The 14,143-nt window shown below is 56.0% G+C and carries 12 protein-coding genes; 1 reads left to right on the top strand and 11 read right to left on the bottom strand.

Annotated elements, in window-relative coordinates; translation table 11 throughout:
- Positions 1–49: 49 nt before the first annotated feature.
- The 9 genes from D3H35_RS24390 to D3H35_RS24345 form a co-directional block, all read right to left on the bottom strand.
- Positions 50–298: a hypothetical protein gene (locus D3H35_RS24390; protein ID WP_119151743.1), complete on the bottom strand. Its 249-nt coding sequence runs from the start codon at positions 296–298 to the stop codon at positions 50–52.
- The gene (locus tag D3H35_RS24385; protein WP_147355928.1) at positions 298–1,524 is read right to left on the bottom strand and encodes a Ger(x)C family spore germination protein; all 1,227 of its coding nucleotides are present in this window, start codon (positions 1,522–1,524) and stop codon (positions 298–300) included. Before D3H35_RS24385 ends, D3H35_RS24390 begins: the two co-directional genes overlap by 1 nt.
- Entirely contained in the window at positions 1,505–2,623 is a 1,119-nt protein-coding gene (locus D3H35_RS24380) for a GerAB/ArcD/ProY family transporter (RefSeq protein WP_119151741.1), read from the bottom strand. Before D3H35_RS24380 ends, D3H35_RS24385 begins: the two co-directional genes overlap by 20 nt.
- Before the next feature lie 26 nt (positions 2,624–2,649).
- A complete protein-coding gene (locus D3H35_RS24375) occupies positions 2,650–4,281 on the bottom strand; it encodes a spore germination protein (protein ID WP_119151740.1) in 1,632 nt (543 codons plus the stop codon).
- On the bottom strand, positions 4,278–5,384 hold the full coding sequence (locus D3H35_RS24370) for a GerAB/ArcD/ProY family transporter (RefSeq protein WP_158594249.1): 1,107 nt from the start codon (positions 5,382–5,384) through the stop codon (positions 4,278–4,280). Before D3H35_RS24370 ends, D3H35_RS24375 begins: the two co-directional genes overlap by 4 nt.
- An 819-nt stretch (positions 5,385–6,203) precedes the next feature.
- Entirely contained in the window at positions 6,204–8,228 is a 2,025-nt protein-coding gene (locus tag D3H35_RS24360; RefSeq protein WP_119151737.1) for an ABC transporter ATP-binding protein, read from the bottom strand.
- A 43-nt stretch (positions 8,229–8,271) separates the two neighbouring features.
- Positions 8,272–10,023, bottom strand: a complete 1,752-nt coding sequence (locus D3H35_RS24355) for an ABC transporter ATP-binding protein (protein ID WP_119151736.1) — start codon at positions 10,021–10,023, stop codon at positions 8,272–8,274.
- Positions 10,024–10,487: 464 nt separating this feature from the next.
- A complete protein-coding gene (locus D3H35_RS24350) occupies positions 10,488–10,655 on the bottom strand; it encodes a CxxH/CxxC protein (RefSeq protein WP_119151735.1) in 168 nt (55 codons plus the stop codon).
- Positions 10,656–10,788: 133 nt separating this feature from the next.
- Positions 10,789–12,057 carry a S1C family serine protease gene (locus D3H35_RS24345; protein WP_325050149.1) on the bottom strand — a complete coding sequence of 423 codons (1,269 nt, stop codon included), beginning with the start codon at positions 12,055–12,057 and terminating at the stop codon, positions 10,789–10,791.
- 147 nt (positions 12,058–12,204) lie between these two features.
- Between D3H35_RS24345 and D3H35_RS24340 the strand changes: the two genes are divergently transcribed.
- Complete coding sequence (locus D3H35_RS24340) at positions 12,205–12,405, top strand: hypothetical protein (RefSeq protein WP_119151734.1); 201 nt, start codon at positions 12,205–12,207, stop codon at positions 12,403–12,405.
- 42 nt (positions 12,406–12,447) lie between these two features.
- Here D3H35_RS24340 and D3H35_RS24335 read toward each other — a convergent pair whose 3' ends face one another.
- Both D3H35_RS24335 and yycI read right to left on the bottom strand, forming a co-directional pair.
- Complete coding sequence (locus D3H35_RS24335; RefSeq protein WP_119151733.1) at positions 12,448–13,257, bottom strand: MBL fold metallo-hydrolase; 810 nt, start codon at positions 13,255–13,257, stop codon at positions 12,448–12,450.
- Between the two features lie 105 nt (positions 13,258–13,362).
- Positions 13,363–14,130 carry a two-component system regulatory protein YycI gene (gene yycI, locus D3H35_RS24330; protein ID WP_119151732.1) on the bottom strand — a complete coding sequence of 256 codons (768 nt, stop codon included), beginning with the start codon at positions 14,128–14,130 and terminating at the stop codon, positions 13,363–13,365.
- Between the last annotated feature and the right edge of the window lie 13 nt (positions 14,131–14,143).

Below are 14,143 nucleotides of genomic sequence, written 5' to 3'. Positions count from 1 at the left end.
CCGTCTCCATCGCCCGTCCATCGCCCGATAACGAAGCCCTCCGCAGCTATTACCCTCGGCTGCTACCCAATAACTGGTACATAAGCTTGCCGATGGGAGAGAAGATGGCAATGGACGCAGCAACCGGCGACATGAGCGGCTTGTGGCCCGCGATGCCCGGAACGGCGATGAAGGCGCACCAGACGACCACTGCCGCGTACAAGAGCGCTTCCCGCTTCCTCCCGTTGCGCCATATGCTGCGGAACCCGATCGCAAGCAGAAGACCGAAGGCCGCAATGGCTAGCCAGACGCCTGTCATCAGCGATTTCCATCCTTTTCGAGCAATGTCTTATAAGGCTTGCTGCTGAGTCCCATTCGCGCGATACGGACGGATACGATGGGATCAATGCGAATTTTGCTAAACTGATTGGGCCAGTCCGTTTTGACTTCCTTCCACCTCTTCGGATATTTGCGGCGAATGATGTCCGCGAACCCGAGCACGTCGGTCTTCAGCTTTTTCGTCGCTTCCCAGGATGTTTCCACCTGTTCGAGAACTTGAAGCCGCAGCTGCTTCTCCATCTGCTTGATCGTCGCGGGATTGTTCAAATCCTCGACCGAACAGCCCGTCTCCACCAGCGTTCCGCTGCTATTGATGTTGATATGCATCACCAGCTCGCCGTTCTTCCATTCCGGACGCAGCTTGGTCTTCGAATGCTCGATCTGAAAAGTCGAGTTCGGCTTCGCCCCATCCCCTTCGCAAGAGAAGATGATCGACGTTTCACTCACCTTGTTGGAGATGAACGCTACGCCGAGCGCTTCGCTGCGCGACAGCCAACCGACCATTCGGTTATCGCGCAGCAGCCCGAGGCGGCCCAGACGAAGCTTGGACTTGAGCGACGTTTGGGACAGATCGTCCGCCGAAGTGACGCCTTGATCTCCGGACACGAGAATTTCGGGCAACGCCGCGCTGTGTGCCGGCCCCGCCAGACTCATCGCCAGATTGTACATTCTAACGTGCGGCAGCGTCGATAATTGCTCGGCCTCCCCTTTTACCGTCTCTTCGATTCCGTCGCTCGGTATGATTTGAACTTGCATAAGCTGCTCCAATATCGTTCGGGCGTCCTTATCCGAGATGAGCGTGCTGACCGTTTCTCTCGTATCGGGGTTGCGCAAATAAATGTCGAGAAGATTCTCCAGCCCGTGGAGAGCCGCAGCCGAGCTTATGACGACGACCCTATTATGGGAAAAAAAGAGCTTGCGGGGGCTCTCCAGCGCGCTCTTCGCGACGGCTTCGCGGATCGTTTCTCCTTCGGTCGAATAGACGATGACGGGAACTTTTCCCGCCCCGCCTCCTACAGCGGTGAGCACCGCGGAGATAGCCGACGGAATGACGACCTGGTACGTGACAACCCATCTGCCTTCTTTCCAGTCGATCGCCGTCCCTGCCGTAATCGCTAGCTCGTTCAGCTCCGTCCGATCCCAGCAGCCCGTCAGCGCGAAGCAGAGCGCCATCGCCAGTATTGTCCTACCCCATCTTTTTCGCAATCTCTTCGCCGCCCTTCCCGGTACGATCTTTCGTGAACAAGAGCGCTATCCACAGCAACATCGGGATTATCGCATTGTAGAAGAAAAAGGATGTCGTCATCGTCGATTGATTGAATTCGTAGCTGCTTAGCGTATCCGGCCACTCGAATAAAGCGATGAACATGACGATTAGTCCGAGAACGATCAGGAAAGGCCGGACAGAGCGAATCCGGAACGTATGGACGAACGTATGAACCGTACCGAACATGAGCACGGCGAGCTTGACGTAGACGGTAAAAATCCAAACCGCTATAAAGATGCTCTCGATCCGCTGCAAGAAAGTTCCGTATTGAAGCATCCCAATAATCATGAACGTCGGATAAGTCAGCATACGGGGCAAGTCCGGACCCAGGACGGTTATCGTAAGCACGATAATACTGAGAAGCAGCGCTCCGGACGAGAGGATCGCCCACAACCCCGTCTTGCGCGCATCTCCCGCCTTGGACAGATAAGGAGCGAGCAGCAGCAAGAAAGACGCTTCCGACAACCAGTTGCTGCTCGGAAGACTTCCGAGGATAATTTTATTGGCGTCGATGCCGCTTGGCGGAAGCAGGTTGGACCAATGGGCCATGCTGAGCAGAAGTCCGAAGGTAACTCCCATGGACAAGTAGGAAACCGCGAACACGACAGCGCTCGTTCTCGCGATCACCTCCAGCCCGTGGCTGACGGAATAAAGCACGACGATTAGCGTCAAGACGCACAGGATATACCCTGGAGTCTTTGGCAGCACCTCGTCGGACAAGAAGTTAATGTACTCCCGCAGCACTCCGGCCGTCATGGTCAAGTAGTTGATGAACAGGATGAACCCGACTGCTATGGCAGTCGGCCAGCCCAGACGTTCCCTCACAAATTCGAGGAAAGGGCGCGCCCTTCGGTTGCTCTTGCTGATCGCGCCGTAGAGCAGAACGAGGAGCACTCCGTACACGACAGCCAACAGCACCGACATCCATGCATCCTGGGAGGCGATCGCTATGGCCGCGGCGGGAACGATGAGAATGGCCGTCGGCATGACTGTATTGATCAGCAACGACACCGCCTGGAAAGTCGATATCTTCTGCATCTGTGGTTTCTCCTTGAGTTCCTTAGTTAACCTTTATTGCTAGGCGAGGGCTTCTGCCCCTTTGCTTGCCTCGTCAGGTTAGATCGGGCAGCGATGCCGCGGGGTCGCTTATTCATCGCCCACTGCGGCACCCGTATGAATACGTCCTTCCAATTCGACCAGATGAACGGCGCAAACGGCGAAAAATACGGAACACCGAACGACCGCATGGCAACAAGGTGGGTAAGCAGCACCATCAAGCCGGACATAATTCCGAACAGCCCGAGCGTCCCCCCGAGCAGCATCATAACGAAGCGGATAAGACGGGCGGCGATCGACATGTTTAAGGAGGGAATGACGAAATTGGCGATAGCCGTGAAGGAGACGACAATGACCATCGCCGCCGACACAAGCCCGGCTTGAACCGCCGCTTGACCGAGCACCAACGCCCCTACGATGGAAATCGCGGGACCGATGACCCGGGGCATGCGAACCCCAGCCTCCCTCAGCACCTCGAACGTAATCTCCATGAGGAACGCCTCGAACAATGCCGGGAAAGGAACGCCTTCCCTCTGGGCGGCCAAGCTGATCAGAAGCGACGTAGGCAGCATCTCCTGATGGAAGGTAGTGACGGCGATATAAAGAGAGGGCAGCAGCATGGATACGAAGAAAGCGCCGTACCTAATCAGCCTCAGGAACGTCGCCACATCGAAGCGCTGGTAGTAATCTTCGCTGGATTGAAAAAATTTTGTGAACGTAGCCGGCATGATTAGAACGAACGGGGTCCCGTCCACGACAAGGGCGACTTGTCCTTCCAGCAGACCGGCCGCGATCGCATCCGGACGCTCGGTATTCTGCATAGTCGGGAAGAACGTGAACGTCTCGTCCTGTATGAACTCCTCGATGTACCCGCTTTCCAGGATGGCGTCCGTGTCGATGCGGTCGAGCCGGCTTCGGACTTCGCGGACAATGCCGTCCTGCGCGATCCCTTCCATGTAGATCATGGCCACATTAGTCATCGTCTCGGTGCCGATCTCCCGGTATTCGATTCGCAGCTTCTGGCTCTTAAGTCTTCTTCGGATGAGCGACAGATTCGTCTTGAAATTTTCGGTGAAGCTTTCCTTCGGTCCGCGAATGACTGTCTGGGAGCTCGGCTCCTCCACCGACCGGGACTCTCCCCCCGTCGTGCCCGCTATCAAAGCCGCCGGATGGCCTGCGATGAAGAGAATGGAATTGCCGAGCAGGATTTGCTTAAGGATTTCGTCCAGCGAGCGTTGCTCGAGCACTTGTCCGACGGGCAAGGCGTGATTGCGCACCAGATGGAATCTCTCCGACGGGGACGGCTGCTTATGTTGACCGTACAATAAATCGAGCAACGGCTGAAGGACGACCTGATTTACGATTTGCTCGTCGACCATCGTTCCGAGGAATACGAACGCGGTATGCGCTTTTTTCGTACCGGCCTCGGAGAGCGTGCGAACGACCAGATCCCGGCTGTCTCCCAGCTTTTCCCTGATCCAGCGTACATTGGCGTTGACGTCCATTCCAACGGGATTGGCTATTTTTTTATCCCCGCCGCCGCCCGACTCCTCGTTACTGGCGAACGATCCGGTAGCCTTCCCTCCGTCGCGGCTTCCCGAATGACGTTTCTTCCGTCTGCGAAAGAATGGAAATCTCATTGGCTTCCCCCCATTTGACGCTCCGGCCCGGAGGGGCGAGAGCCTAATCGGCGCAACGACAGCTTGATTCCTATCCATGCGAGCAGAACAACCGGAATAACGATTTGGAAGATCGGAAAATGAAGCATTGCATTGATCCCGGCCCCCACCCGCACCTCTTCCATGTAACTGTGGAATAGGAACGATCCGGCATAGATGGCCAAACCTACAGGGAGGAGGAACAGTCTCTCTTTTTTGTTGAACAGCCGGGACAAGGCGCATACCGCTCCCAAGTAGTAGGCCGTAATTTTAACGAACACCCCCGTGAACAGCAGCAGCGAGATAACGGGGTCCATTCTCTCGAACAAGCCCCCGATCATGATCCTGTTCGTCAACTGCAAGAAGGGAAGCTCCGCCGTTTCTGCCATCGGACCGAGACCGGCGAGAATAACCGAGTTCGTAATCGTAATGAACAGCCCGTTAACTACAAACCCGAGGGTCGACCACTTGACGATAGCGGAATAAGACCGCCCTGCATGATTCCAGAACATTAGGAACAGAACCATCTCGCTGAACGGAAGCGAGATCACACCGGGAACGGCGCTCCATACCGGCTTCCAGCCTTCCTCCAGCAGCGGCAGAAGACGGTTAAAGTCAAGAAGCCCGGTGCCTATGATCAATGCGAACAAAAAAAGATACCCGACGATCGTCCACGGAACGAGTACTTCGACCATGCGCCCCAGCACCTCGATTCCTTTATATACCGTAAAGGCTGCGGTGGCCGTTAGCACTAGCATCGTGACCGCCAACGGCGTTTCGGAATACAAATTCATATTTAACAATTCCCCGAAATCCCGAACGTTTCGAAGAGCGCGATAAGCGAAGAAGACGACGTAAGCCGCCGCAACCAATCCCCCTATCGCCTTCCCGAAATGACGCAGCAGCATATCGACTAACGTACCGTCCGGCTGAAGCCGATGCAGCGGCAAGAAGACGAGAAGCAGCAGCAATAACCCGCAGGCCATGCCGACCAGAACCGAAATCCAGGCGTCGTGTCCAGCGCCTTTGGCCAGAAGATCCAGAGGAGTGCTGCCTATTTGGAACAGTACCACGAGGCACAGCAACTGGGCCAGCTTATTCTCTCCAAGCGATGGTCCCCCTGTCGGGCTGATGGAAGTATCTGGCGTAGTATGTCTCCCGCATGGAAAATCATTCATGGAAGTGCAGATCAGGTGTAGTCGAGCGCGCATCAGTGGGACGAGGTACCATTCTTTCGGCGGGTAGTGTGATCCCGAGCGCATCAGTGGGACGAGGTACCATTCTTTCGGCGGGTAGTGCGGTCGAGAGCGCAACCAGTGGGACGAGGTACCATTCTTTCGGCGGGTAGTGTGATCCCGAGCGCATCAGTGGGATGTGGTACCATTCTTTCGGCGGGTAGTGTGATCGAGCGCGCATCAGTGGGACGAGGTACCATTCTTTCGGCGGGTAGTGTGATCCCGAGCGCATCAGTGGGACGAGGTACCATTCTTTCGGCAGGTAGTGTGATCCCGAGCGCATCAGTGGGACGAGGTACCATTCTTTCGGCGGGTAGTGTGATCCCGAGCGCATCAGTGGGACGAGGTACCATTCTTTCGGCGGGAAGTGCGGTCGAGAGCGCAACCAGTGGGACGAGGTACCATTCTTTCGGCGGGTAGTGTGATCCCGAGCGCATCAGTGGGACGAGGTACCTTGCTTTCGGCGGGTAGTGTGATCCCGAGCGCATCAGTGGGACAAGGAGGAGAAATAAAAAGTCCCCTATTGTAGATGTGCAGGCTGCGAGGTTGCGAACCATACCCATCTACAAAGGAGACCCAAGGACTCTGAGTGTATCGGATTTTAAATTAACGCGTTAATATTTGAGGCTGGCTTATTTCGCTCTGCCCTTCTGCTCACGCCCTTGCCGATTAAGCTCCGACTTCGACGGAGCCTTGCTGGAGCTGGTACATGGCGTAGTACTTTCCGCCCTTCGCCATCAATCGGTCATGGTCGCCCCGCTCCACGACGCGGCCGCGGTCAAGCACGAGAATCTGCTCCGCCGCGCGGATCGTTGACAAGCGGTGCGCAATGACGAACGTCGTGCGGCCCCGCTTCAGAACGTCCAGCGCTTGCTGGATGATCGCTTCCGTCTCGGTATCGATGCTGGCCGTCGCTTCGTCCAGGATGAGAATCGCCGGATCGAAGGCGAGCGCCCGCGCGAACGAAATCAACTGCCGCTGACCGGCGGACAGCGTGCTGCCCTTCTCGATGACCGGTTCGTCGATCCCGCCCGGCAGCTGCATGAACATATCGTACGCGCCGACATCCTTCAGCGCCTTCTCCACCTTCTCCCGAGAGATCGACGGATCGTTGAGGCTGACGTTGGAAGCGATCGTTCCGGTGAACAGGAACGGATCCTGCAGAACGATGCCCATATGCTGGCGAAGCTGCTGCTTCGGAATGTCGTGGATGTCGGTTCCGTCCACCGTGATCGTTCCGCGTTCCACGTCGTAGAATCGGAACAGCAGGTTCAGAATCGAGCTTTTGCCCGAGCCCGTATGGCCGACGAGAGCGACCGTCTGTCCTTGCAGCGCGTGGAACGAAATGTTCTTGAGTACATCCTCGCCCGCTTTGTAGGCGAACGTAACGTCGTCGAACCGAACCTCTCCTTTGTACCGAGCCAGCTTCCCGTTATCCACCTCGATGCCCGGCTCGTCGAGCAGCTCGAACACCCGCTCGGCCGACACCCGGGCCACTTCGAGATTGGACAGCTGGTTCACGATCCCGACGATCGGATTCATCATCCGGTTCATGTAGTCGATGAAAGCGTACAGTACGCCTACCGAGACCGCCATCCCGAACGAGCCTTTGGCGAACAAGCAGATGACGATGAGGAAAATGATGTTCCGCAAGACGTTGACCAGATTGTGAGAGGTAATGGAATTGAGGCTGAGCAGCTTGTTCTGATACTTGTAATATTCGTCGTTCATGACCTCGAATTCCGCCATCGTCTCTTTCTCCCTGCGGAACGCTTGGATCATCGGCATGCCTTGAATCGACTCGTTGATCATCCCGTTAATATCGGACAGCCGGGAACGGATGACGTGGTTATATTTGCCCGCGAACTTGCGGTAAATAACGATCCAGTAATATAGAATCGGCAGGAGCGGCAACGAAATGAGCGCCAGCCGCCAATCGAGCAGGAACAGCGCGCCCTCGATCGCCGTCATGTAAATAATGCCAGAGAAGAAGTTCGCGATTACCGCGACGTAAAGCTCCCGAATCGCTTCGGTATCGTTCGTGACGCGGGCGACGACTTTGCCTGCGGGCAAGTTGTCGAAATAGTTGACAGGGAGTCTCTGAATATGAGCGAATACGTCGCCGCGCATTTTTCGAATGATTCGATTCGCGGAAGTTTGAAGCAAGTACCTTTGCCCATAAGCCAGCGCCGCTCCCACAATAAGACAGCTGAAATAGCTGCCCGCCATTACGGCGATCGCCCGGAATTCGGGCTTGAAGAAGCTGTACGTTTGCGCCAGAGAAAGCTTGGAGACGGCATATTCGACCTCAGTACCGTCCGCGCTCTTCAGCGTCATAACGCTGCCTTCGACGGTTCGCTGCGCTTTCTCCGGCAAGCTTCTTGCCTCAGGCGCAAAATAGTAGGATCGGCCCGCCTGCAAGATCCGGACTTCGCTGCCGCGCTCCTCGTCCTTCCCGAAGTGGTCTTCCCGCTTGTAAAGGGCGCCCCCGTAAGAGACGGCGAATCGGTCGTCCTTTTCCGTCTGGTACCATGGCTTCTCGATGGCGAGAATGTTCTGGTCGATCATTCTTTTGGCCAGGAACGGTCCCACCAGCTCAACGGCGACGGCAAAAGCAAGCAGCACGAGCGCCATAATAATCGGTTTTTTGTACAGCAAAGCATATTGAAACAACCTTTTTCCGGTCGTACCCATAATCGTTGTCACCTTCGTTTCCTATGTTTCCTATTCGAATCTCTTATTGCTCCACTATCGTCGCAAGCTGCTGGCGATCGTACTGCTCTTTGTACCAGCCGCCTTGCTGGAGCAACTGCTCGTGCGTGCCTTCTTCGGTTATCCGTCCTTCGTCGAGCACGATAATCCAGTCGGCATGCTGAACCGACGACAGCCTATGCGTCGTAATGATCGTCGTCTTGCCCGCGCGCTCGCGGCGGATTCCTTCCAGAATTTCCGCCTCGGTCTTGGCGTCGACCGCCGACAACGAGTCGTCCAGCATCAAGATTTCCGGATCCGCGACGACGGCTCGCGCAATGCTGACCCGCTGCTTCTGACCGCCGGACAGCGCAACGCCCTTCTCTCCGACCAGCGTCTCCAAGCCATCCGGCAAGAACGCGACGTCTTTGCGGAATGAAGCAAGCTCCAGAGCGCGATTCAGCTTCTCTTCGGTGACGGCTTTGTCCGCGCCGCCGAACTCGATGTTCTCGCGAATCGTCTTGCTGAACAAGATCGGCTGCTGCGGGACATACCCGATCCAGCTTCTCGTCCGGTTCATCTCGATAGCCTCGATCGGAGCTCCGCCAATCGAGAGCTGCCCGCCGCCCGGCGGGTATTCCCGCAGAAGCTGGCGTAGCAGCGTCGTCTTGCCGCTTCCCGTCCGCCCGACGATGCCGAGCGTCTGACCGCGCTTAAGCGTCAAGCTGATATCGATCAGATTTTCGATCGACGACGAAGGGTATTGGAACGTCACTCTTTCGAAGGCGATCGATTCCGGCACTTCGACCGCAATCGGCTGCTCCGAATCGACGACGTCCGGGTGAACGCCGAGCGTCTCGTTAATTCGATCCAGCGATGCGCTGCCGCGCTGCATAATGTTGATCAGCTCGCCGATAGCGAACATCGGCCAGATGAGCATCCCGAGGAATACGTTGAACGAAATGAGCTCGCCCAGCGTAATTTCGCTGCGGAAGACGAGAACGGCTCCGTAGCATAGCCCGATCAAATAGCTCAAGCCTACCAGTATTTTGACCGTCGGCTCGAACAGCGCCTCCACCTTGGCGACGGCTACGTTCTTGCGGTAGACGTCCTCCGTCTTCTCGCGGAACCGTGATTGATCGGCTTCCTCCTGCACGAACGCCCGAATGACGCGCACGCCCGACACCGACTCCAGCACCTCGTCGTTCATTTCTCCGAACGCGTCCTGCGACTTCATGAACCGCTCGTGAATCTTTTTGCCAAAATGTTTGAGAGCCAGCGCCAGTAGGGGCAGCGGCAGCATGGCTGCAATCGTAAGCTTCCAGCTGATAAGGCCGGCCATCACAATCAGAATCGTCGTCATGAACAGCGTCGAATCGATGAGAGTCAATATTCCGAAGCCCGCCGTTACCGACACCGCTCCGAGATCGTTCGTCGCCCTCGCCATCAGGTCTCCCGTCCGATTCCGTTCGTAGAACGTTGGCAGCATTCGCATGAAGTGCTTCATCATCCGCTTGCGCATGAACCGCTCCAACACGAAGGCGCCGCCGAACAGCTTCGAGAACCATATGTACGACAGCCCGTAGCCCACGAGGATCAAGCCGATCCAGAGGGCGACCAGCTTCGTCAGTCCTCCTCCGGTCAATGTCCCGTCGAATATGCCGTCGATAGCGACTCCGATCAGCTTCGGCGGTATGATCTCGAGAATGCCGACCACGATCAGCAGCGATATGGCAACCGTGTACCTTTTCCATTGCATTTTGAAAAACCAAGCCAATTTGCGAAGCACGATAAACATAAGTAATCCCACACCTCTCCTGGAAAACAAAACCGACCGACGCGCGGATCGCGCCCGTCTCGTCGTATTGAAGGACAAAAAAAAGGCTTATCGCCGCAAGCGATACGCCTTTTGTTGCCAAGTTCGCGTCCGAACCCGGTCCTGTACGGGGGCAAAACGGCTCGACAAGCCGTCCCATTCATCCTCCGAACATGAAAAAGCGCACGATTACGGTTTACGTAACCATGCGCCTTCCGCTATCTTAGCCCTTGATATCCGCAATCAGGGCTTCGTTAACGAATGTTCCGCGGGAGGTTACGTCCGACCGGAGCGACTGCTCCGCCATGAATTGCCATGTGCACACCATCAACTGCGTTACGCATAGGACTTAACCCCCCTTTCCGTTCTTCAATATAGTTGACACTTTATCATCCGCTTCCGCGGGCTGTCAACGGGAACATTGAAAACTTTATGAATATTTTACATTACACGACCAGTACTTCGACGGGCTTCCCGCACCATTCGCAATGCTCCGGAGGCTTCCAGGCGGAGAAAACGGTCGTCTGCAAGTTGACCAAGTCCGGCGCGTCTTCGTATTCGTCTACGAATTTATCGATCGCTTGTTCCACATGCTCCCGGCACACACAATACATGTAGTCGTCCCTTTCCGTCCGGCCGTCTTTCGGCCGGGTTGCTTCCGATGTTCTCGCTGCTACTTCTCGTCTTCCTTTTCCTTCAGCTTCACATTCAGGGTAGCCTTCTTGCCGTCGCGGTAATAGGTCACCGTCAGAGAATCCCCGATTTTTTGTTCGTATACAAATATTTGCGAAGCTCCAGCGTGCTGCCGATCGGATTGCCGTCCAATTCGGTAATGATGTCGTTGAACCGAAGCCCGGCATCTTTCCCCGGACCGACCGCTTCGAGCACGATGATGCCTTGCTTCACTTCATCGGGCACGATCAACTCGGGCGCCGCTTCTTCTTCGCCGTCAACCTTCGGATCGCCGTCGGCACTGTCGCTCGAATCGGGTTCTCCGCTATCTTGTCCGTCCGAGTCGTCGAACGCGTTATTGTCCAGATAGGCGGACAAATCCATCGAGTACACGCCCATATAAGGACGAAGCACCTTGCCGTGCTCCATGAGCTGATCGATGATCGTCATCGCGTCGCTGATCGGGATAGCAAAGCCGATGCCCTCGACGCCCATATCGGCGACCTTCATGCTGTTGATGCCGACGACGCGGCCATTCAGATCGACAAGCGCTCCTCCGCTGTTGCCCTGATTGATGGCCGCATCGGTCTGAATGACTTCCTGTTCCCAGTCGTAAATGCCGTCTTGGCTTAACGACACGGGAATAACCCGATGCGTGGAGGAGACAATCCCCTGGGACAGCGAATCGCCGAAGCCGAGCGGATTGCCGATCGCGATAACCATCTCGCCTACGCGAAGCTTGTCGGAATTGCCGATTTCCGCGACTTTGTCGATTCCTTTGTCGTCCATGCTCAGCACGGCAAGGTCGCTGATCGTATCCATGCCGACGATCTTCGCCGACCGGCGGGTTCCGTCGACCATGACCGCTTCCACTTTCTCCGCGTTGTCAATGACGTGCGCGTTGGTGATGATATAGACATTGCCATTCTTCTTCTCGAAAATGACGCCCGACCCCAGACTCGCGTTCTCCGGCAGTTCCCCGTCATCCAAATCTCCGGAATCGCTCTGGGCTTGCTGCCCGTCTTCGGACGTTTTCATATGATTGATAATGCTCACGACAACGGGGCGTACCCTCTCCGAAGCGGAAATAATCCGTTCGGACGTCTCGACGAGCGACTGGCCGGACGCAAGCACCGGCTTGCTGGCGGAACCGGGGTCCTTGCCTCCGCTTAACGTCGCGAACAACAACGCAACCAGCAGAGCGCTAGCGGCGGAGGACACGACCGTCACGCGAAGAGTAGAGCTCGAACGCGAGCCGCCGAAAGGCCTTTTATCGGAAGTCCGGTCGTTCCGCGTTCGCCGCGAAACCCGGGTGGAGAAAAAATCGTCATCGAACAAGCTCATGGTTATGCACCCTTCCTGTAGTAGGAGGAAAATCTACGAAAATCGGAATGTTTACGTTTGTTTTGACTAAAATAGTAATAGAATCGGAGAGACGAAGCAAGCTAATTACGCTCTTTCCTCCCATGAAAAGAAAGGAAGCGATCCCATATGCGCGCCAATTCGAACGGATGGCAGTTTCTCGAGCTAGCCTCCCGCTTGTCGGAGACGAAGGAGGATCAATACCGGCAGCTGCTCGCGCTAAGCACGCTCATCGAGCTTCTCGTCGACAAAGGCATTCTGACAGCGGAAGAAATCCGCTCCAAAGCGTCCCTCATGGAGGCCGAGCTCGACCGCCAGCTGCTGCTCTAGCATGTTGTAATCGGTCCTCTCATTCCAGCTCACAAGTCGGCGTCAGGAAGTAGCCTTCACGACATCCCACTCCGTAGGACGGTCTGCGTACGTATCGCATAGGGCGAATTCATGCTTTTGAAAGAAAATTCCGTTGTCTTCTAATACTCTATTCACCGTCAGTTTGGCTAAATCCATAAGATTGTGCTCTTGGCTCAGATGGGCGAGATAGACCCGCCGGGTCGTTCCCGTCAGCAGATCGCACAGCGCCGCTCCCGCCGCTTCGTTGGACAAGTGGCCGGTATCGCCTAGAATGCGCCGCTTAATATTCCAAGGGTAACGTCCGACGCGGAGCATCTCGACATCGTGATTGGATTCCAGCACGAGCACGTTCGATTGCTGCAGCTGCTGCATGACTTTGTCGCTGACGTAGCCAAGATCGGTCGCCAGACTCAGCTTGACTCCGTCCTGATGGAAGCAGTAGCCGACCGGCTCCGCCGCGTCATGCGAGATCGGGTACGATTCGATGCGCAGATCGGCGATTTCCAAGACGCCTCCTGCCGGAAGCACCTTCCGCTGGACGTCCGGAACGTCCCCGATCAGCTTGCGCATCGCGTACCATGTCTTCTCGTTGGCGTAGACGGGAAGCTTGTACTTCCGGGCGAACGCGCCAAGTCCCTTGATATGGTCGGAATGCTCGTGCGTGACGAAGAGCGCGTCTACTTGCGCGCCCGATACGTCCCGCTCCTTCATCAACTCTTCCAATCTTCTGCAGCTTAAGCCTGCATCGACGAGCACCGTCGTCTCGTCCGTCTTCACGACGGTCGCATTGCCGGTAGATCCGCTGCCCAATACCGTAAAACGAAGCCCCATGATGGTGTTCCTTTCTCTCTCCCTATGTCTGAGCCTTGCTGCCGCCTCTGAGAATAGCTGTCTTGCCATTCGATTCTATGAAACGACGATCCTGTCGTTATATCCTTATTCGGTATTCGAGTTTGCCGAGGTCAAGGTCGTCCCCTTGTCGGTCGAGACGTCGCCGCTGATAGCGTGCACATAGTAAACTTCGCCGCTCTCCAGCAAAACCCTCCAAGACGGAGCGGAGATCGTATCGAACAGCTGACCGTGATAGCCCAGCCTTATGTCCTTGATGACGGAGCCCGCCTGCAAGTTATAATCGATCAGCCTCGCGACCGCCTGCGCGGCGGGAAGCACCTGCTGATCCTTCGAGCCTTCCGACGACAACGTCTGGATCGTATCCTGGCGATAGGCCATTATTCGTTGATCGCTGTTGTACAGCTCCAGGCGAATATCGAACATCGGGTAGCCGTCGACCATCCGGTTCAGGACGAACACGCCTTCGCGGTTGCCCCAGCCCTGATCGTATTCGTAATGCTTAAGATCCGGTATGGTGCCGCCCAGCGCGCTCTCAAGCTCTTTCCGATAAAAGACGATGCGGCTTTCCGGCTGTGGCTCAATGGCCGTCTTCTCCGCCGCTTTATCGGATTTGGAGGGCTGCTTCTTCAGCGTGAAGGTCAATATTCGCATTTCCGGCGTTTCCGTCGGAATTTTGCCTTCGACCCGGATGTTCTTTTCCTGCATGATCTGTTGGGTATCGGGGGGAAGGGACGTCCAATCGACCGACGAGCTCCCCTGATCCCGCCATTCCGACCAGAGCTGGTACCCAAGCAGGACATTAAGCATCAGGAACGCCAAAATAAGCACGTTTTTCGCCCGTCCCCAGTCCATCCTCTTCCCCTCC

Source organism: Cohnella faecalis, assembly GCF_003570905.1.
Classification (GTDB): Bacteria; Bacillota; Bacilli; order Paenibacillales; family Paenibacillaceae; genus Cohnella; species Cohnella faecalis.
Note: the sequence above shows the minus strand (reverse complement) of the source record. Positions and strands in the feature narration are given on the sequence as shown.